Source organism: Thalassospira sp. MCCC 1A02898 (assembly GCF_001618185.1).
GTDB classification, from domain to species: Bacteria; Pseudomonadota; Alphaproteobacteria; order Rhodospirillales; family Thalassospiraceae; genus Thalassospira; species Thalassospira tepidiphila.
This window is the reverse complement of sequence record NZ_LPXK01000010.1, coordinates 401,234-420,877: the sequence shown is the minus strand read 5'-3', so window position 1 is coordinate 420,877 and position 19,644 is coordinate 401,234. Positions and strand designations below refer to the sequence as shown.

Annotated in this window: 15 protein-coding genes and 1 tRNA gene; 7 read left to right on the top strand and 9 right to left on the bottom strand. The window is 48.2% G+C overall.

What is annotated here, in order from left to right; translation table 11 throughout:
* Positions 1–9 precede the first annotated feature (9 nt).
* Together AUQ41_RS11030 and AUQ41_RS11025 are read left to right on the top strand one after the other, a co-directional pair.
* Positions 10–86 (top strand) — tRNA-Met (locus AUQ41_RS11030).
* 251 nt (positions 87–337) lie between these two features.
* Positions 338–1,369 (top strand): helix-turn-helix domain-containing protein, encoded by a 1,032-nt coding sequence (locus AUQ41_RS11025; RefSeq protein WP_063088470.1) that lies wholly within the window; start codon positions 338–340, stop codon positions 1,367–1,369.
* A gap of 249 nt (positions 1,370–1,618) precedes the next feature.
* Here the strand turns inward: AUQ41_RS11025 and AUQ41_RS11020 are convergent, their stop codons facing one another.
* The 8 genes from AUQ41_RS11020 to AUQ41_RS10990 all read right to left on the bottom strand — a co-directional run bounded on the left by AUQ41_RS11020 (position 1,619) and on the right by AUQ41_RS10990 (position 11,429).
* On the bottom strand, positions 1,619–3,193 hold the full coding sequence (locus tag AUQ41_RS11020; protein WP_063088469.1) for an aldehyde dehydrogenase (NADP(+)): 1,575 nt from the start codon (positions 3,191–3,193) through the stop codon (positions 1,619–1,621).
* Positions 3,194–3,318: 125 nt separating this feature from the next.
* On the bottom strand, positions 3,319–5,004 hold the full coding sequence (gene dld, locus AUQ41_RS11015; protein WP_063088468.1) for a D-lactate dehydrogenase: 1,686 nt from the start codon (positions 5,002–5,004) through the stop codon (positions 3,319–3,321).
* Between the two features lie 113 nt (positions 5,005–5,117).
* On the bottom strand, positions 5,118–6,620 hold the full coding sequence (locus tag AUQ41_RS11010) for a tripartite tricarboxylate transporter permease (protein ID WP_198155631.1): 1,503 nt from the start codon (positions 6,618–6,620) through the stop codon (positions 5,118–5,120).
* Between the two features lie 4 nt (positions 6,621–6,624).
* A complete protein-coding gene (locus AUQ41_RS21355; protein WP_369813534.1) occupies positions 6,625–7,086 on the bottom strand; it encodes a tripartite tricarboxylate transporter TctB family protein in 462 nt (153 codons plus the stop codon).
* 83 nt (positions 7,087–7,169) lie between these two features.
* The gene (locus tag AUQ41_RS11005) at positions 7,170–8,144 is read right to left on the bottom strand and encodes a tripartite tricarboxylate transporter substrate binding protein (protein ID WP_063088466.1); all 975 of its coding nucleotides are present in this window, start codon (positions 8,142–8,144) and stop codon (positions 7,170–7,172) included.
* A 64-nt stretch (positions 8,145–8,208) separates the two neighbouring features.
* Positions 8,209–9,387 carry a fumarylacetoacetate hydrolase family protein gene (locus AUQ41_RS11000; protein WP_063088465.1) on the bottom strand — a complete coding sequence of 393 codons (1,179 nt, stop codon included), beginning with the start codon at positions 9,385–9,387 and terminating at the stop codon, positions 8,209–8,211.
* A gap of 18 nt (positions 9,388–9,405) precedes the next feature.
* Positions 9,406–10,185 carry an enoyl-CoA hydratase gene (locus tag AUQ41_RS10995; RefSeq protein ID WP_063088464.1) on the bottom strand — a complete coding sequence of 260 codons (780 nt, stop codon included), beginning with the start codon at positions 10,183–10,185 and terminating at the stop codon, positions 9,406–9,408.
* Complete coding sequence (locus AUQ41_RS10990) at positions 10,182–11,429, bottom strand: CaiB/BaiF CoA-transferase family protein (protein ID WP_063088463.1); 1,248 nt, start codon at positions 11,427–11,429, stop codon at positions 10,182–10,184. Before AUQ41_RS10990 ends, AUQ41_RS10995 begins: the two co-directional genes overlap by 4 nt.
* Positions 11,430–11,578: 149 nt before the next feature.
* Between AUQ41_RS10990 and AUQ41_RS10985 the strand changes: the two genes are divergently transcribed.
* Together AUQ41_RS10985 and AUQ41_RS10980 are read left to right on the top strand one after the other, a co-directional pair.
* Complete coding sequence (locus AUQ41_RS10985; protein ID WP_168173434.1) at positions 11,579–12,292, top strand: GntR family transcriptional regulator; 714 nt, start codon at positions 11,579–11,581, stop codon at positions 12,290–12,292.
* Positions 12,293–12,313: 21 nt separating this feature from the next.
* A complete protein-coding gene (locus tag AUQ41_RS10980) occupies positions 12,314–12,853 on the top strand; it encodes a gamma carbonic anhydrase family protein (RefSeq protein WP_063088461.1) in 540 nt (179 codons plus the stop codon).
* Between the two features lie 337 nt (positions 12,854–13,190).
* On the opposite strand, the gene AUQ41_RS10975 is transcribed toward AUQ41_RS10980, so the two are convergent.
* Positions 13,191–14,801 (bottom strand): recombinase family protein, encoded by a 1,611-nt coding sequence (locus AUQ41_RS10975; RefSeq protein ID WP_063088460.1) that lies wholly within the window; start codon positions 14,799–14,801, stop codon positions 13,191–13,193.
* A 398-nt stretch (positions 14,802–15,199) separates the two neighbouring features.
* On the opposite strand from AUQ41_RS10975, the gene AUQ41_RS10970 reads away from it, so the two are divergent.
* The 3 genes from AUQ41_RS10970 to AUQ41_RS10960 are packed head-to-tail and all read left to right on the top strand — an operon-like array spanning position 15,200 to position 19,644.
* A complete protein-coding gene (locus AUQ41_RS10970) occupies positions 15,200–17,341 on the top strand; it encodes a DEAD/DEAH box helicase family protein (RefSeq protein ID WP_143588763.1) in 2,142 nt (713 codons plus the stop codon).
* Positions 17,342–17,575 (top strand): hypothetical protein, encoded by a 234-nt coding sequence (locus AUQ41_RS10965; RefSeq protein ID WP_063088458.1) that lies wholly within the window; start codon positions 17,342–17,344, stop codon positions 17,573–17,575. It begins immediately after the preceding gene.
* The gene (locus AUQ41_RS10960; RefSeq protein ID WP_063088457.1) at positions 17,575–19,644 is read left to right on the top strand and encodes an AAA family ATPase; all 2,070 of its coding nucleotides are present in this window, start codon (positions 17,575–17,577) and stop codon (positions 19,642–19,644) included. Before AUQ41_RS10965 ends, AUQ41_RS10960 begins: the two co-directional genes overlap by 1 nt.

Below are 19,644 nucleotides of genomic sequence, written 5' to 3'. Positions count from 1 at the left end.
ACCCACTGACGCGGGGTGGAGCAGCCCGGTAGCTCGTCAGGCTCATAACCTGAAGGTCGCAGGTTCAAATCCTGCCCCCGCAACCACTCTTTCCGATCCGTTGAGTTTTGAGATATAGACTCGACGGATTCGCGAAACAAGAGAAAAAGTTCGGGCGCATACCCTCATCAAGAGGAGGCGGCGCAACCGAGTTTCATATTCCCAGACTTTTCAAGAATTTAGGCAATAAAAAACCCGCTGTTGGCGCAGCGGGTTCTTGGAAAGGCTTAAACTTGGCCCCTCTAGAAATCTGAGGTCGAGTTTAGGCGACGGGATCGCTTTGTCAAGAACAAATGCGATGCTTGAACTCTGGCCGATACCAGGTATGACATCTTCATATTCCAAAGCGCAAACCAGAGCTGTTGTAGCGCAATCTGCATGCATCGGAACATCTGCCATTGCCCGTTGGCACTGGGTGCAGACCAAGATACTTCATCATCCTGATTTAACGACAGCCGAGATCTGCGTTGCCATTGTTCTGGCATCCCACGTCAATGATCGCACTCAAGCATGTTTTCCCAAGATCGAAACGATTGCCAACGAGACAAGCCTGTCTGATCGCAAGGTGCGTCAGGCGCTTAAACGTTTGAACGAACTTGGGTTGATCGCCAAGCTAAGCCGAGCTGTTGGCCGACTTCGCAATCGCAACTCTTATCAACTGGTTGGTCTTGGTTCTAAACCGGCATCTGGTTCCCTTAAACCGGCATCTGGTTCCGGTGTTAAACCGGCACCAAATGCCGGTTCTAATAAGAAGAACACGGATAAAGAAGAAAACACGGATGAAAGGGAACAGGTAAACGTTGCATCAGGCGCAGGTGCACGCGTCCTTCCTGCCGTCGATGATCAACGTCTGATTTTAGCAAGGGAGTGGCAAAGACTGTGTTCTGATCCCTGGACGTTCGCGAATGCTTGTTTGCGGGTGAATGAGGCGATTGATCGCGTTGGTGTTGATGCCGTTAGGTTGGAACTGAATAGTTTACGACAGAAGGGAAAAAGACCTTCAAGGTTAGAGCTACTGGATGCTCTCGACGATCTGCAGGCAAACGAACCACCAGCTGAAAAAAACTCTCAAGAAAAAGAATTGTATGAGCAAAGTTCTCCGACAGTCTGGGGGGAAATATGCCACGCCGTTGCGAAAAGGGAGCTTCCCGGTTGTCGAAATCCGCGGGCGTGGTTGAGTAAAATTAACGTTACGATGTGTGAAAATGTACTGTTTTTATCAACTAATAGTTGTTGCGTGCGAGATTCTGTCAAGAATCATTTGCTTTCTGAAATATGTCTGCATGCAGAACGCAGAGGCATTTCAATTGAGGGGGTGAGCCTTACTTAGTTAGTTTGCTCTACGAGAACCGTCGGCGCATCTGTTCTGTGGATACGCACGGGTGAACTCTTGGTCTAAAATGTAAGCAGGATCTACTTGTCTTCCATAGAGGCGCTTTTCGCATTTAAAGGTCGAACGGCCCTTCAAAGTAAGTCACTGAAAACTCGCAGAGCTAGAGTAAGCTTAAGGGCAAGGTTAATGCATCGGATATAAATGTACCGGTCAGTTCGCGAAAACTGACCGGTACGACGGGCAATTTTAGGCAGGCAGGGTTAGCTTGCCATTGACCATTGCTGGCGTCAGTTCGTAGTCGAACAACTGCTTGGGTAATAGTTCAGTGGGTACGTTTTGGTAGCAGACTGGACGCATAAAGCGTTCAATTGCTTTGCTTCCGACGGAAGTGGTTCGGCCATCAGAGGTCGCTGGGAATGGTCCGCCGTGAACCATTGCATGCGCGACTTCAACACCTGTTCCGAAGCCGTTGAATAAGATACGACCAGCCTTAATCTCTAACAACGGGATTAGTTCACGCGCTAAGTCAGCGTCGCTGTTTTCATAATGGACTGCGGTTGTAAGTTGTCCCTCTAAGCTTTCCAATACAGAGATAATTTCTTTGGGACTCTTACAGGCGACGACTAATGACGATGAACCAAACACTTCTTCTTGAAGTTTCCTATTCGCTAAAAAAGCGCGGCCAGTTGTTTTAAATAAGAACGGTTGACCTCCAAATCGTTTGTTAGATTGCCCTTCTGCCACTTTGACCACGTCATTGTAGCTTTTGAAGTGTTCAACACCCTCACAGTAGGATTGATGAATGCTCGGCGTGAGCATTGTTTGAGCATCTACTTCTTCGAGTGCCGATGTTGCCGCTGTCAAAAATGCCTCGAGATCCGGTCCATCAATAGCAATAATTAAACCAGGGTTAGTGCAAAATTGACCTGCACCCAATGTCAGTGCAGATACAAATTCGTTTGCAATTTTCTCGGAGTGCTTTGAAAGTGCGCCGGGCAAAAGCACAACTGGGTTAATAGAACTCATTTCTGCATATACAGGAATTGGAACTTCGCGTGCATTTGCTGTTTTCGCTAGAGCTTTTCCACCGGATCTTGACCCAGTGAATCCTACCGCACGAACGCGAGAATCTGCGACAAGTTGGTGGCTAACCGAGTGATCCCGGGTAAATACCATTGAAAAGGTTCCGCTCGGTAAACCTGCATCCCGAACGGCATCTTGGACCGCGCCTGCAACAAGTTCCGATGTGCCTGGATGTGCTGAATGGGCTTTTACAATCACTGGGCAGCCTGCAGCAAATGCAGAGGCAGTGTCCCCCCCAGCAACAGAGAAAGCCAATGGAAAGTTGGAAGCGCTAAAAACGACCACCGGGCCTAGTGGAATGTTTCGCATACGCAGTTCAGGGCTTGGAATAGGAGCACGGTTTGGTTGAGCCTCATCAATTCTAATGTCAAAGCATGCACCGTAGCGAATAACTTGGGCAAACATCCTCAACTGATTCACCGTTCGCGTTCGTTCGCCCTCAATTCGTGCTCGCGGCAATCCAGTTTCCAGAGTTGCCCTCTCAACCAGAGCAGCATCAAGAGAAAGGATGTTTTGCGCGATTGTGTCCAGAAGTTTGGCGCGTTCTTCGCTAGAAGTTTGTCGGAGCTGAGAGAATGCTTCCCATGCGAGTTCACAAACCTCTTCAACATCGGCGTTACTTGCAGAGGTAAACCGAGGCTCTAGCATCTCACCGGTCTCAGCGGAAAGCGCAAAATGTGAGGCACCGCCGCCCAGACGACGTGCATGTCCAACGAACAGTTCACCGGTTAGTGACATCTGTTTTTTCCTTGTGTATGTGAATGGATAAGCAAAAGCGTGATTACCCGAGACAACTCGCCGATCTAAAATGCATATCGTTTTGGGGATACGATAGTCGCTGACGAGAAAAATGCCTCGCAGCGTCACTTCCAGTAAAAATTCTTACTGGTTTTCCCGATACCGGGATTAAACGTATTGGTTGGGTCAAGTTGCTTATAAAATTCGCGAAGTGATTTTTTCGCTTTGTAAATGTGCCCAACATTGTGTTCTGCGGGATATTCTGCTTGACGTTGATCTAGCAGTGCTAACAGTTCAGTTTTTAGCTGTTCAACATCCTCACCTTTCTTGACCAAATATTCCTGATGCAGGACGTGGCAAAAAAAATGACCGCAAATAGACTGATAGTGGAGTTTTTGTGCTATCTCTTTTGGAAGTGTCGGCAGCCAATCCAGTTCATTTCTTCTGAGAGCGACGTCGAGTGCCAACACTTCTTCGACTTTGTTCGGATGAACTGCTTTGTATCGACCTGCCGCACTTCCAAATGCAAACCGGTGAAGAAATGCATCTTCTGCTTCCTCGGTACTGCACTCAAAGAAGTTGCCGTTATCAGATGGGTACATGCTATCTAGATAATGTCTCGCTTCGCTGACACCCGCTCCACTCATCTTTAACATGAGGTGGTGCTCATACTCTTTGAAGAATTGGTTCATTCTGCGGGGTAGATGGTTTGGCAATACATCCATGACAAGTTGGATAACACGGTCAGTTAGATTGGCTCCGAGGCCACACTTTTCTGTTATACCATCTATCCAGCTCTTAACTCTAAATGCCGTTGGTACCACGTCAGTACCTAGTTTCTTGACTAGCAAGAACGTATCCTTGCCGTATTTCCGCGTCAGAGAATAGCCATTCCTGTGAAGGTATTCACCAGCGACAGGTAGGTTTGAGAATTCGGTTAGAATGTGTCGACGAATGGTTTGTAGCTCTGCTGCGGAATTTGTGCCGATGTAGAAGACTTTTACATCTCTGTCCGCGGGAAAAGTGTCTAGCCGCAGGGCAAAGACCGCAATTTTTCCGGCACTACCAGAGGCCTCAAAAAGATTACGTGAATCTGCATTGAAGCGTGCGGGCGTGTTTGCATCAATCTGACGTACATGCTCGCAGTATTCATGATCTGAAGCCCGCTTTTGGTTGTCAGAAAGGATGTTACCTTCACTGTAGTTCTGTTCGTCCAAACGCTGGAGAATTTCTTCAGGCTCATCTCCCAGTTCTATTCCAAGGTGGTTGATGAGTTGAAGGGTTCCCGAGCCATCAACTTGGGCGTAGAGTGCTAGTTCTGTGTAAGCTGGTCCCCGTTGAATTAGAGAACCACCCGAGTTATTGCAGACACCGCCTACTACTGTTGCTCCGATACAACTCGAACCGATAACGGAATGAGGTTCTCTACCAATCTTGCGCAGAGTTTTCTCAAGGGCGTCGAGTGTTGCCCCTGGCAGAGCTATCACTTGTTGGCCGGATTTGATCAGATCTACTCGTCTAATTCTCATCAGGTTAACAATTACTATCGGCCTATCATAATCATCGCCAAATGGCGTTGAGCCTCCAGTAATGCCAGTGTTTGCAGCCTGCAGAATTATGATGACATTGGCTTGGACACAAGCCTGAAGGACGCGCCATTGCTCTAAGAGGGATCCAGGCCGTGCTACGGCCAACACGTTTCCATTGCCGTACCGGAACCCTTTTCTGTACTGACGCGTAGAGCGACTACCAGTAAGAACGTGTTGCGATCCAACAATCGAGCGAAGAGTGGGAAGAAGGGAGGAGCCCATAACTTTGTTGCCCTCGAGTTGCGGGTAAGACGGGCTTGCTCCCGCAGTCACACGGGTAGTGATCGCCGACTTACCTATACAGTTATGCTTGAGTTTTTAGTCAGTCGAAGCCGCTATTTTGACCGATTGAAAAGAACCCTAGATGCGAATGGCATGATTAACGAGAGAGTGATCATCGCGAACACACATAGGAGTACAATGCAAATTGTGCTGGACACAAAGATGCTGGGATCGCCGTTAGAAATGTCAAATGATTGGCGGATGCTTGTTTCCAATCGAGGTGTCAGGACAAACGCCAGCAATAAAGGTGCAGCGGGATATCCAGAGCATTTCATAAGGAAGGCGGCTAACCCAAATCCCATCATCAGCCAAACGTCAAACATGCTGCCGCTTACACTGTAGGAGGCGACGATACATACAACGCCAATCATCGGTATAAGGAAAGCAACCGGAACCCATAAAATCCGCATCAGGAACGGTATGATTGCAAAAGCAGCAATCACTGCCATTACATTCGCGATATACATTGATGATATGAGCCCCCAAACGAAATCGGGCTGGCTCTTGAAAAGGAGCGGACCGGGCTGGAGCCCCCACATCATCAATCCCCCCAGCAAAATAGCAGAAGTTCCCGAACCAGGAATTCCCAGGGATAAAAGGGGAGCAAATGACCCAACAGCTGCTGAATTGTTTCCGGCTTCTGATGCTGTCACACCCTGAACAGCCCCCTTACCCATTCCGGGGCCATTGCGGCCCACGCGCTTTTCAAGCAGGTATGCGAAGAAGCTTCCAGTTGTCGCCCCAGCTCCTGGAACAACACCTGTGATTGTTCCAATAATTCCTGACCTGATACTAACAGGTAGCAAGGACTTTAGCTCTTGCCTGCTCGGCAACGAACTTTTCAAGCCAAGTTGAACCGGATTTTCCTTTTGCTTGATATGTGCCGCTGCCATTTCGAGCAATTGAGAGAAGCCGAACATGCCGATCACGAGTGGAATGAAACTGATTCCATTCAGTAGATACATTGAGTCAAGTGTGAAGCGGGGCTGACCGAACGTTGTTCCAATGCCAACTGTTGCGAGCATGATACCAATTGCAGTTGAGGCTAGTCCTTTTAACGGGTCATCTCCAAGCAACCAACCGATCGAGGTCAAAGCGACTAGGATCAGTAAGCCGGACTCTGCTGGTCCAAACATCAATCCGAAATCTGCAAGAATTGGTCCGGTGAAAGTAAGGATAACTATACCGATGGTACTTCCGATGAACGACGCATAGTTTGATGCAAATAATGCTTTCCCACCCCTACCGTCTTTTGACATCGGATAGCCATCGATAGCCGTTATTACAGCCGGCGCATCGCCAGGTATGTTTAGCAATATTGCACTATATGCGCCGCCAAACATGCAGCCGAAATAAACTGCTGCCAACATGATTATTGCGGTTGTTGGGTCTAGTCCAAACGTGATCGGAAGCAATAAAGCGATTGCTGTCACTGAGCCCAGACCGGGGATGGCACCAATTATGATGCCCAACACAGCACCGATAAATGCAGCGAGAAGGTTATTTGGCATCAATGACGTGGAAAAACCTGCCATGAGTGCGTAAAGAGTTTCCAAAATTTCAACTCCCGGAAGGCAAAATTGTATTGAGTAAGCTGTCAGGGAATTGAACACCAAGCCACTGTGCGAACAAGATATTAACCAGTGTAAATGTTACGGCCGACGCTATGAATGCAGAGCGCCAAGAACGTTTTTCAACCAACCTGATCCAAGCAAGCACGAAGAGTGTCATAGCCGCAGTCATTCCGATTACAGACACCATCAAGCCTGAACTTATGGCGGCTGCTAGCGGAGAGAACTCTTTCCAACTTAGGCGAGCGCTTTCTTGCCTGTGCTTTCGAAATGCGGCTAGGGTTGCTGTAATGGTTGCTAATGCACCAGAAAACGCCGGGAAAAATCCTGGTCCAGGACCGTTGTTCTCCCATACCCCGTACTGGACAATTCCTAAAACTGAGAATGTTACGCCAGTGAATGCTATGACGCTCGATACGGCAACATCCAGTCGTAGTCCTCGATGTGTCATGTAATTGTTCGCGTCGGACATCTTTACCTCGAAGAAGAAGGGATCCGCCGCTACTATTCAGTCGCAGCGGCGGATCGGAAAAATCAGTTGGATCCGCTAAGTTCACCGAGAAGTTCAACGTAGCGTTGTTCTTCTTTTTGCCAGAACCGTTTGCTTTCTTCCGCGTCAAGGTAGGTAGGGATCAAACCCTTGGCTTCGACATCCTTAAGCCATTGCTCGCTCTGCGCTGCACCACCGAGTACACCGTTCCAGAAGTCAATCATCTCCTGAGTCATGTTCGGCGGGCCTGCATAGCCGCGGAACATTTCAAATACAGCTTCGATGTACCCCAGCTCTGCGAAGGTGGGAACGTCTTCAAATACGCCCGGTAGACGTTCAGCTGAAAAGGAGCCAAGCACTCGAACGCTGCCCGCTTCGACTTGGGGTGCGATCTCACTTGGATTGAAAATACCGGCATTTACGTGCCCCCCGAGCAAAGCCGACAAGACATCAGCGCTGCCGTTGAACGGCACATACTGAAGAGTTTTACCAGCAGGCTTGTTAAGTAGCGAAAACACTAAATTGTCCTCGCTACCTCGTGAAGTACCTCCTACGGTAATCTTGAGGGGATCTTTATTCGCTGCCGCCAGAAGCTCTTCGAAGGTTGTAGTTGAGGCGTCAACCTTTACCGCCAGCATTAGCGTATCAAGTGCCAGTGTCCCAAGAGGAGTGATGCTCTCCAACTTAATGGCAGCATCGTTAGAGATGGTGCTCATCATCTGACCAGAGTTAAAGGTCATAATTGTCGAGCCGTCTCCCTCTTTACTTGCAACGTATGTATTACCAACTGCGCCGGACCCACCAGGGCGGTTCAAGATCAGGAGATTTTGCTCCATCAGTTGATTTTCGCGGATCGCTTCGGCAAGTGCACGCGCGTTCAAGTCGCTTCCGCCGCCGGCACTGTACGGAACAATAAATTCAACGTTGTTTTTAGGTGTCCATTCCGACGCATTCGCGCCCGTAATGCTAAACAATAGTGCCCCTGCGGAAATAGCGAGCATCGCCTTTTTGAACGTCATAGTTTCTTCCTCCGAGATAGTGATTTTTCTTACTTCAGTTGAGGTGTGTCGATTGGTAACGACTTTATGCAACTGATTTTAAAAGGTCTCTTTTCGCAAGATTTGCAAAAAGAGCTCGAATACCGAAATGCCATTTTGGGCACTTGGTCGAGAACTGGACCCCGTTCTTCAACAAACCTAACTTGGGGTTTGAAATCTGAACGGTGTCGCCAATTTTGTGAGTGAAGCCCATTCCGGGTGTGTCTCGGTCTTGGGATGGAGCGAACAATGTTCCTAAGAACAGCATGAAGCCGTCCGGGTATTGATGATGATCACCGAAGGTTTGGGACACCAGGTCAATGGGATCTCGCGAAATCTCGCGCATTGAGCTTTGGCCACTCAGCTCAAATCCATCAACACCTTCAATCTTCAGGTCGAGTTCGGCCGTTCGGACGTCATCTAGATCGTAATGTTCATCAAACAAACGAATAAATGGTCCAATTGCACAGGACGCGTTGTTGTCCTTGGCTTTTCCCAAAAGTAATGCCGAGCGCCCTTCAATATCCCGCAAGTTAACGTCGTTTCCCAAAGTGGCTCCTTTAATTTGGCCCTTTGAGTTTACGCAGAGAACTACTTCTGGTTCTGGATTGCTCCAAATCGAATTTGGGTGCAATCCGACTTCTGCCCCCCAACCAACCGAAGATAGTACTGGAGCTTTTGTAAACACTTCTGCATCAGGACCTATCCCGACTTCGAGATATTGGGACCACAGACCATCGCGAACCAATTCCTTCTTGATTTGATTGGCCTTTTCAGATCCAGCGATCACGTTGTTCAAGTTGTCGCCGACAATTTCTATAAGTTTTCTTCGAATTGAGGCAGCCTGGTTGGGGTCTCCATTCGCACGCTCTTCAATGACACGCTCCAGCATTGACTGGGCGAAAGTGACGCCGCATGCTTTGATAACTTGAAGGTCACATGGGGCAAGAAAACGAGGCTTATCGTCGGTTTTGCAACTGCGTGAGTTGCCAGCGATTTCACTAATTGTTCCGATGTTTTCACCCTGTGCTGCGCGGACCAAGTCGGCGCAATCGTCTCTCTCCATCAGAGCACTGACTGTTGGGGTTTCGGGGTTAGTAATATCGACTAAGATGTTGTCTCTCAAAACTGCGACAGACGGCCCGTTAAGTTCGGGGCGCCAAACTCGGGTTACCAATAGCGCCCTGTCAGAATCATTGGGCAAAATGTGTTGGTAGACGGACATGGATATTCCTATCTTTGCTTACTCATTGCGCCATTGCGGCTGGGTTTTCGTCTGGAATCCGGATATTCCGATTTTAAAGTCCTTACTTCCGTATGCCGCTGCAATGAGGTCTTCGGCTTCTTGATCAATACCCGCCTTAAGTACTCGCCCAATTGCTTGCTTACTGACACGCATGGTTATGGGGGCATTGCGTTCAATTCGGTTGCATATTTGGTCAACCCGGTCTTCTAGTTCGTCGTTAGTCACGACCTCGGTTAGAAAGCCGCAAGCACGAGCTTCGTCGGCGCCGATGAAGTCACCCAAAATCATGATTCTTTTGGCTCGGGAAGCACCGAAACCGGCGACTAGTCGAGCGTAGTTAAAGATTGAGAGGCAATTTCCAACGGTTTTGGCGATTGGTACTCCCATTCGCGCATTGGGTGTTGATATTCTAATGTCACACACTGCGGCTAGATTGAGGCCTCCGCCAACAGCCCAGCCTTCAATCACCGCAATGGTAGGAAATGGCAGATCCTCCAATGCTCGCGTGTACACTTCCATCTCCGCTTCATAATCGATTCCGTCTTGGCCCGAAGAGAAGGTATCGAAGATGCTAATATCGGAGCCCGCAACAAACGCTGCTCCGCCTTTTCCTCTTAAAACCGCAACCCGGATATCTTCACGACGTCCAAGCTCAACGCAAATTGAGTAGAGCTGGCTGTACATCGTCTTCGTCATTGCATTATGGCTGTCGGGGCGGTCAAAAGTGATCACAGCCCGGTTACCTTGAACTGATAATGTGACTTTGCCCTCGCTCATCCGAATGCTCCTTGACTCTCAAACTCCTTGAGCTTGTTCCCTAAGCCAAGTTCATCGAGGATCTGGTGGGTGTGTTCTCCGAGTAGTGGGGGATGTTGTCGAAGTTCTTGAGGAGTTTTTGAGAGCTTTACCGGGAAACCAAGTGTCTTGAAGTGCCCCTCTACAGGGTGCGTCATCTCTTGCACCATTCGACGTTCAGCTACATGTTCACTGGACAAAGATTGTTCGAAATCGTAGATCGGGCCTGCGGGCACCCCAGCGTCGAGTAATCTGGATACCCAGCTTTCAACGGTGTCGTTGACAAAAACTGAATTCAATATGTCAACAAGCGCCTGCCGGTTTCTTAGTCTCTCTTTGTTGTCAACAAACCTCTCGTCTAAGAGAAGATCTTCCCGGTCAATGGTCTTGCAGAGCGCCTGCCAAAGTTTTTGATTTGCAGCGCCGAGCACAAAGAGGCCGTCGGAGGCTCGGAAAGCTTGATAGGGTGCGCTCATGCGATTAGCTGACCCCATAGGTGCGGGCGACTTTCCGAGGGCCCAAAATTCAGTTGTTTCCCAAATCGAAAGCGATAGCGCCGCTTCGAAAAGGGATGCATCTACGAACTGCCCTTCGCCCGTTTTCTCGCGACCAATGATCGCGCTCAAAATCCCATATAGAGAGAAGAGGCCTGCACCCAGGTCGCCAACCGAAACGCCGGACTTTATCGGTTCCTGTCCCGGTATCCCCATCGCACTCATCATTCCTGACATAGCTTGTGCAATCAGATCAAAACCTGGTCGTTTCGACCAAGGACCACTTTGACCGAATCCCGAAATACTTGCATACACGATTCTAGGATTGATCTTCTCAAGAGTGTCATAATCAACCATCAGGCGCTTAGAGACACCGGGGCGACTGTTTTCAACGACGACATCTGCTGTTCGAACGAGTTCGTAAAAGACTTCCCTGCCTGCTTCTGACTTCAAGTTAAGCTCAATGCTACGCTTGTTTCTATTGAGGGCTAGGAATCCTGGGCTATCGGTTCCCTTCATACGGAACCCCATAGACTTCCTGGTTTGATCACCGTTATGAGGCGGTTCAACCTTGATAACGTCGGCGCCCATATCGCCCAGCAGCATGCAACAAAATGGTCCTGCCATAACCTGACTTAGGTCTAGAACACGCAGCCCTGAAAGAGGCAGGGTTGCAGACTTTTGAGTTAGCTCTTCCGAGGGATGCAACGGCAGGGATTCTCTTCTAGACATAAAACCTCCAAAATCTCCGTGGTCTTAATCTTGGTGTGCCACGTGATGTCCACGGCAATCTTGTATACAAAAATAGCTCGGTCAAGAAAAAATGTAACAAATTGTACTCAATTTCTTGATTTATGATTTTTTTTGTATACGTTTTGGGAATGGAAACGATTGAAGAACATCAAGAAATGCCAACTGCCTCAGTGCCTAAAAAAGGTGAGCTTCATGGCAAAGCCGTCGAGGTCTTAAGGCGAATGATAATGAGCGGCGTATTGCCGCCAGGGCAGCGTTTGCGAGAAATGCAGCTATCCAGCGAGTTAGGTGTTTCAAGAACACCGATCAGAGAGGCGCTTCGGACACTCGCTGCTGAAGGCTTGGTTGACCTGCTGCCCAATAAAAGCGTGGTTGTAGCGAAGCTCCGCGCTCCTGATATTGTTCATCTGTACCAAGTTTTCGGTGCCTTAGAGGGGTTAGCTGGGGAGTTGGCTTGCTTGCGGGTTACTTCCGATGAAATAGCTGAAATCGGAAGATTGTTTAGTCAGATGGTAGACTTGCATACAAAAGGAGATCGCGAGTCGTATATGGCTGCCAATCAGCAAATACATCGTCGTGTAGTGGAGATTGCTGCTAATCCAGTTCTTGAAAGCCAGTGGAAGACTTTGCTCCCACGTGTGGAGCGTGCTCGCGCACTTGCAAACTTGGATACAGATCGCTGGAGCGAGGCTCTATTTGAGCACTCAAAGATGTTTGCCGCGTTGGCAGGGAGGGATGGAAAGTTGCTTTCCGATCTAACGAGACAGCACTTCTTGAATGGTTTGCCGTCTACGATTGCTAGGGCAGAGCAGGCGGACGATCAAGTTTCAGAGTCAGAATAAACCTAACAAAAGTAGGATGCGATGACGGTTTATGCGCTTGAAGGGCAACGTCCACGGATTTCCCAAGACATATCTTACATTGCGAGCTCCGCCGAGGTCATCGGCAATGTCGAGCTTTCCAGAGGTGTAAGTGTATGGTTCGGGGTTGTTATTCGTGGAGATAACGAGTTGATCTGCATTGGAGAGAATTCAAATATCCAAGATCACTCTGTTTTACATACAGACCCGGGATTTCCTCTAACTATCGGTTACGGTTGTACAATCGGACACAGAGCTACTTTGCATGGCTGCACCATCGGTGACAATACGCTGATTGGGATGGGGGCAATCATTTTGAATGGAGCCAAAATTGGTAAGAACTGTTTGGTCGCCGCAGGTGCACTTGTTACCGAAGGGGCAGTCGTCCCAGACAATACGTTGATCATGGGCGCTCCCGCCAAAAGGCAAATTCCCATGGACGATAATGCAATCGAGGGAATTAGGCTTTCGGCAACCCACTACTCTGAGAACGGTAGACGATTTGCGTCAGGGTTAACAGTGGTCGAAATGAGTGCAAAGTAACTCGTCGGGTTTTACTGAATGAGCGTTTGACGGAACTCGTGATCATTGCCGGGACTAACGTGCTCGGCCTCATAGGTCGTATCTTGTGGTTTCTGTAAGTTCCTGCATGGCACGGGAGCTTTTGAAAGGGCCGAATGTTGCTGCGTTCGGCATCAGTGCCTTCCGCGTTTCACCATTTAGACGGGAATGAATGGTTGAAAGATGACTTACCCATAAGAGTGTATGAATTTGGCCAGACTGGGTGGCTGTATTTTTTGCTATGTCTATTTCAGGCAAGAAAAATGCTACACGCAGACCAAAGATAATACGCATAATCTCAGGCGAAGATTTCCTGACCTTACGGTCTTTTGTTGGTTGAAATTATCGATTGAAGGTCGAAATCCGCTGTGCAAATGGCTTTACCTTTCTTCTGTGAAGCAGTGTCGAGGGTTAAGCGGTCAATTATCTGGCGCATACAAGCTACGGCTTCAGGATCTCGAGACCAGGCACGCAAATTTGCGACCAGATTTTGGTGTCTTTGGATAATGTTTTTAAGTTTTCTAGGCGGTGTGGAGCCAGCAAGCTCACGTTTGTGATGTGCGATATCAAGCTTCCTGCGTTGGATCTGTTCTGCTTTGTCGTCGAAAAATGCTCGTATTTCAGTTGAACGTGCATCTGGGCCCAGGGCATCGATAACCTTGTTGATGCTAGCGCGAAGATCCTCGAGATGCTGATTCAGGCGTTCAATCTCGCGTGCGTGGTGAGCGCGAACTTGCTGTATCTCCTCGCTCTCGAAATGCTCGATGATCTTTGCTTCGTCGAGGTCAGCGATGGCATCCAACACTAGCTTGATGATCTCGTCATAGTGAAGGTTCCTGTTCGCGCAGCCTTTGACAGGGCAGGAATAATGCTTTGCATAGGTCGCTGTGATTTTCTGATCGTGCTCCCCGCAATAGAGTTTGCCGCCAAACACCGCATTGGCACGCTTCTTCGTTGCAGCTTGATTGCGACGCCATTCCTTTGAGCAGCGAATGGATTTTTCGCGCTTCTCCTCTTCTGTCATCACGGTTGGTATCATTTTGCGCTGAAGGTGCTTGCTGGATCGTTCATCAAGAGCCTTCTGGACTTTTGTGAAAGTCTCATCGTCAATGATGGTCAGTTCGGGGATTGGGACTGTGATCCATTCCTTTTCCGGGCGCATGATTGATAGGCGTTTGCCGTTTTCCGGATGTTTGCGGTACTGCATTTTGTTGAAGGTAACGACACCGTTATAGAGCGTTTGGCGTAACATGCCCGTTTGGCGAACAAACGATCCGACAAGGCTTGAAGGGGCCCATTTTCCGCCTTTGGGGGAGTCAATGCCGCGTCGGTTCAAATCGTCGCAGATATGTTTCAGCTTTCTGCCTTCGGCATAATATTCAAATATCTCGCGAATGATTTCTGCTTGTTCTTCATTAATCTTGCGCTTGCCGCGAATAGGTTCTCCAAATTCGTCAAGGGCATGAACAAGATCGTAGCCATAAAGTTGACCACCCGGCACACCGCCACGCAGAACAGCCGCGATCACCCCACGATGGGTCTTGTCCGACAGATCCTTGAGATAGAGCGCATTCATGGTGCTTTTCAGGCCAATATGCAGCTCGTTGATTACCCCATCTGTGACGGTCTCAACAGGAAGGCCCAAGAACATCATCTTTTTGAAGAAATTGGCCGTATCGGCCTGGTCTCGGCTGATGCGACTCAGATCCTCCGCAACGACACCTTCAAATCGTCCGTTGAGGGCTGCGACCAGAAGAGCGCCGATACCAGGGCGGTTAGCAATGTGAGAACCTGAAATGCCCTCATCAAAAAACACGTCGGCAACCTGATAGCCTTTGACGCTGCAATATTCTCGGCAGCGGCGGATCTGATCCTGAGTACTGGTTTCCTGTTTGTCCGTTGAGTGGCGGGCGTAGATTGCTACATGCACTGATTGTATCCTCGAAGGTTGGATCAGATTGATTACCTTTCGGGATTGCTGATGCGCAAGGGTAAAACAGCGATTTCTCTTAAGGATAGGTATTTAAGAAAATCCTGCAAATACAAGGCACTGCATGTGATTGCATGAGAGTGCATAAGATTGCACGAAAATGCAAAAGATTGCATGATGGTGCACGGGATGGCACAACTTTCACCTGTCGTGACGGGGGCAGGATAGGTTTGGTGGGCCCACCAAACAGCCCAAACGGGCTTCCTGCTTATTCGCATGGCGGTGCCATGCTCAACGGTAAGGGGTGCCCAGAGCGAAGTTAACGCCTGAGGGACAGTTTTGGTTGGGAAGAGTTAACTGGTGTTTCGTTTGAGAGGTTAAATGTTTAGGCGGGTGTTGTGAGTGAGTTTCGCGATCATTTGAGTGCGTCAAAGCCGATTTTCATTCTTCCTCGCGATGACGCTGCAGGAGAATTCATATCCCCGGCATTTTCAGTGTCAAAGCGCGTTTCTATTATGATGGGCTTTTTCTCAAGTGGATCATTTTCCGAAATAGCACCAGGGCTCGCTCAATATCTGCGAAGTTCAGAAGAAACTTTGCGCCTAATAGTCAGCCCGTTCATTAGTAAGCAAGACCAAGAAGCTCTTCAAAGCAACTCGGAACAGGTGGATTCCGTAGTTGAAAAGTTGTTTGAAGGGGCTTTACCGAATGCACATGATTTAGCATCCCATACACTCTCTTGTTTAGCCTGGCTAATAACAAAGGGTCGGCTTGAGTTGAAAGTCGCTGTTATGCGTGACGCTCTGTTCCATCCAAAGGTTTGGATCTTTGAATCTGGAGCAGATTGTGTCGTTCTTCACGGGTCAGCTAATATGACTGGTCATGGACTAGGCAAAAATAGAGAGCAATTGAGTTTAGCGAAGAGCTGGAAGACCGATGACGGGGCGGAAATTTGCGCAACTCTTGTGTCTGAGTTCGAAACTTTGTGGAGCGGAGGCGACGAACATTGTGTGATCATCCCTATTTCAGACGCTCTACGCGAGAAAATAGTTAGGGAATACAAAGGCGAGCGACAACCAGACGAGAAGGATTTTTTGAGGCTATGGAGAAGGGCCCATGGCTTAGACGAGGAGCCGATTGATGTTGAAAGGATGTTGGATGCGCAAGGCAAACGTAGCTTTGAAATTCCAGATTGGATTGAATATCAGTCAGGTGAATATGCTCACCAAGGTCAGGCAGTAGGCAAGTGGCTAGATGCTGGTTGTCGAGGTATACTCGAAATGTGCACTGGATCCGGGAAAACTTTAACCTCGATGATATGTGCTCATCATCTTTATGCGCTTGAGAAGCAACTCCTGATTGTGGTTGCCGCACCCTACGATGTCCTAATCAGTCAGTGGTGTGATGAGATAGCTCAATTTGGTATCAAACCAATCAATATGTCTCGCTGCGCAGGACCAAGGCAAAGAGCATTGGGAATCGTAAATGCAAGACGTCGTTTGCGCAAAGGTGTCAGTAATGTAGAAGCCCTTGTCGTGTCAAATGATACCCTTTGTACTGCTGAGTTTATTGAACAGATATCAGAGTACGATGGGTCGAAATTGTTGATAGCTGATGAGTGTCACAATCTTGGTGCGCAAAGCTTTACAAGTAATCCTCCAGAATGCTTCAATTTTCGCTTGGGATTATCTGCTACTCCTGTTCGGCAGTACGATAGTGAAGGCACCGAAGCGCTGTTTAAGTTTTTCGGGAAACCATGTTTCTGCTATGCGCTAGAACAGGCTATTGGCCATTGTCTCACTCCGTACGATTACCACGTCGATTTTGTCGAGCTAAATGACGATGAAATGGATAGCTGGCGAGAGACCACTGAAAAGATCGCTAAGCTGTCATGGAAGGTGAGGGAAGGGGTTAAGGATAAAGAACTTGAACGCCTGATTCTGAAAAGACGAAGGATCCTTGAGACGGCTTCATCGAAAATCTTAGTCTTAGAAAAATTGTTAGATGCGGAAAGTAGCCGCGATCTCAAATACACACTCGTATATGCCACAGACAAAGATCCCTCGCAGCTCGAAAGCGTAAACTCCCTGCTGAGGAACAAGGGAATAAGGTATCATCAGCTCACATCTGACGAGACGGGAAGGTCGCAAAAGGCGTCGCGAATTCTTAGTCAATTTCAATCTGGTTCTTTGCAAGTGCTTACGGCCAAGCGAGTGTTGGATGAGGGGGTGAACGTACCACAAATAATGAAGGCCTACATTCTGGCTAGTACGACAGTTGAGCGACAGTGGGTTCAGAGGCGAGGGCGCTTGTTACGTCGGTGTAAGGATATAGGAAAGCAGGCAGCAGTTATTCATGACCTCGTGACACTTCCCCCAGGGGCAATTGATGGTGGAGTGTTGGACAATGATGCAAAGAAGATCGTTAATTCAGAGCTTAACCGTGTGTGGGAGTTCGCCCGTTTAAGTCGAAATGGGGCATCGAAAGGTGGGCCATTTGACGCAGTCGAGAAACTCAGAGGGCTATTAGGGGAGGGGTAAATGTCTTTTAAAGACGAGAAGATAGTGAAGGTTCTGCTTGAAGAAGTAAAAAACACTGAGCAACGATGTTTGGGTTATCATGAGGAAATGGCTGAGGCGCTCAGCGATGTCATTCAAAAAGAGCGCGCTCACCTATTTCAAAAGACCAACATCGCGGTTGAAATTGGAGAAGTAATCAGCCGAGTCAGTGCTTTTATCGGTTTGCATAATGATAACGCTAAGGGGGCGGAATAATGCTTCTTGTTCGCGCTAGAATTGACGGATTTCGCCTGCTGAGTGGCTTGGATATAAGGTTTTCGACCCATGCTGAGCGTAATATCACAGTTATAAGGGCGGCGAATGAGAGTGGCAAAACTACTCTTTTAACCGCATTGCAATGGGGATTGATTGGGGACAACGCTCTGCCTTCTGGATATAAGATTCGACCAATGGGGCAACCTAATTCAAAGATCGTCGAGACAAAAGTTGAGATAGAATACGAGATAGAAAATCGTGACGGACGGCAGCGTTACTTGTTGGAGCGCTCCGTTGAAACGAATGGGGAGCTCAGTGTAAGGCCGAAATCCAGTCTTACTTTGTTTCATATAAAGGACTCTGGCTTTGAACCGATCATCAGTCCCTACAATCATGTTCAACAGCATTTTCCTGCAGAGCTTCGAGAGGTGTTTTTCACCGATGGTGATCGAGCATTAAGCTTCATTGAAGGGCCGCAAGCTGATCAACAACATAAGGTGCGTGCAGCCATCAAGAAAATGATGGGCCTATCAATTTTAGAAAGCGCGATAGAACACCTAAAATCTAACGAAAAAAAACTACGCTCTCAGTTCGATAAAGAAGCCGGGAATGAAGAGACTCGTGCTGTCGAAGAAAAGTTGGATGCAATTGAGCAAATATTGCCAGAGCTATCTCGGAAATTTGAAGAGACAAAAGACCAAGCCGCGAACCTCAAAGATAAGTATCACAAGGTGGATAAGGAGCTATTCAACGCTCTAAAGTTGGGGAATAGAGAAGAGTTAGCTAAAGAGTTGCATGAGACTCAGTCGCAACGCAAGCGTTTGGAGGACCAGAGAAAGAGGACTGAAGTGCGTCAGGCTGAATTGCTGTCTTCGAGTGTCCTCGCAAAATACATGATGGGCAGGCAATTCAAAAAGGCAGGTGAGATACTAGATGACTTGAGGCTGAAAGGGCAAATTCCCAATAAGACTATCCCAATCCTCGAAGATCGCCTTACCCATAGCGACTGCATTTGCGGGGAAAGCCTTGATCCGCATAGCGAAGATGGAATGAGACGACGTAGCCATATTAAGCAACTGATCGAGGATAGCAGGGATGCCGATAGCGTAAAGGCTAAGGTGTCTGATCTGTATTTTCAGGGAAAACCTCTTTTCTCTGATGACCCTGTTAGCTGGATTGCTCTCTATTCAGATGCCTTCGAGGAAAGACAGAATATACGGTATGTCTACGAAGAGATCGGTCAAAAAGAAGCTGAAATTGAAGCGAAACTCAACAGTATTCCTGATGCCGATGTTAAAAGGCTTCAGAATATGAAGGAAACATACAGCAATCAACTTCGACAACTTGCGATGGATGAGGCGCGGTTAGATGAGAAAATAAAACTTAAGCGTTCTGAGAAGAACGAACTAGAGTTAAAGTTCCGCACACTGTCAGCTCGGGTGGAGAAGGGCGAGAAAATTTCTAGAGAGCTCAATGTGGCCACTGATATGAGGAATATTGTTGAGCGATCATTAGAGAGAATGAAAACTCAGGAAGTTAAGCAAGTCTCGGACGCGATGAATAGGCTCTTTCTTAAAATGATCGGGGCAGACGAAGAGAGTGCGTTGATCACCAGGGCGGAAATAACACCGGAATTCCGGATAGTCGTCTTTGGCCGGGGAGATTCAGTTCTTGACCCTTCAATGGACTTAAACGGAGCTTCTCGTCGAGCCTTGACTATTTCATTTGTTTTGGCTTTGACAAAAATTAGTGGTGTAGAGGCACCAAACGTAATCGATACTCCCCTCGGAATGATGTCGGGGTTTGTGAAGTCGGAAGTTGTTAAGACAGCGTCTGAAAACAGTGCGCAATTGATACTTTTATTGACTCATGATGAGATCAAAGGGTGTGAGGAAATACTAGATACAAGGTCAGCAGAAGGTTTGACCCTGACTAATCCTGCGCACTACCCCAAAATTCTGAAGAACGATCCTGGTACCAAAGAGGTAAAAGTCCTCTCATGTGATTGCAGGTACCTAGAGACCTGCGCGCTTTGCGATCGCTATGAAAACTCTACAGATGCAGCTTGA

What these genes read in the sequence shown, in the direction of transcription:
- AUQ41_RS11025 (WP_063088470.1), top strand. Translation starts at nt 338, where the DNA reads ATGCTTGAACTCTGGCCGATACCAGGTATGACATCTTCATATTCCAAA.
- AUQ41_RS11020 (WP_063088469.1), bottom strand. Translation starts at nt 3,193, where the DNA reads ATGTCACTAACCGGTGAACTGTTCGTTGGACATGCACGTCGTCTGGGC.
- dld (WP_063088468.1), bottom strand. Translation starts at nt 5,004, where the DNA reads ATGGGCTCCTCCCTTCTTCCCACTCTTCGCTCGATTGTTGGATCGCAA.
- AUQ41_RS21355 (WP_369813534.1), bottom strand. Translation starts at nt 7,086, where the DNA reads ATGACACATCGAGGACTACGACTGGATGTTGCCGTATCGAGCGTCATA.
- AUQ41_RS11005 (WP_063088466.1), bottom strand. Translation starts at nt 8,144, where the DNA reads ATGACGTTCAAAAAGGCGATGCTCGCTATTTCCGCAGGGGCACTATTG.
- AUQ41_RS11000 (WP_063088465.1), bottom strand. Translation starts at nt 9,387, where the DNA reads ATGTCCGTCTACCAACACATTTTGCCCAATGATTCTGACAGGGCGCTA.
- AUQ41_RS10995 (WP_063088464.1), bottom strand. Translation starts at nt 10,185, where the DNA reads ATGAGCGAGGGCAAAGTCACATTATCAGTTCAAGGTAACCGGGCTGTG.
- AUQ41_RS10990 (WP_063088463.1), bottom strand. Translation starts at nt 11,429, where the DNA reads ATGTCTAGAAGAGAATCCCTGCCGTTGCATCCCTCGGAAGAGCTAACT.
- AUQ41_RS10985 (WP_168173434.1), top strand. Translation starts at nt 11,579, where the DNA reads ATGGAAACGATTGAAGAACATCAAGAAATGCCAACTGCCTCAGTGCCT.
- AUQ41_RS10980 (WP_063088461.1), top strand. Translation starts at nt 12,314, where the DNA reads ATGACGGTTTATGCGCTTGAAGGGCAACGTCCACGGATTTCCCAAGAC.
- AUQ41_RS10965 (WP_063088458.1), top strand. Translation starts at nt 17,342, where the DNA reads ATGTCTTTTAAAGACGAGAAGATAGTGAAGGTTCTGCTTGAAGAAGTA.
- AUQ41_RS10960 (WP_063088457.1), top strand. Translation starts at nt 17,575, where the DNA reads ATGCTTCTTGTTCGCGCTAGAATTGACGGATTTCGCCTGCTGAGTGGC.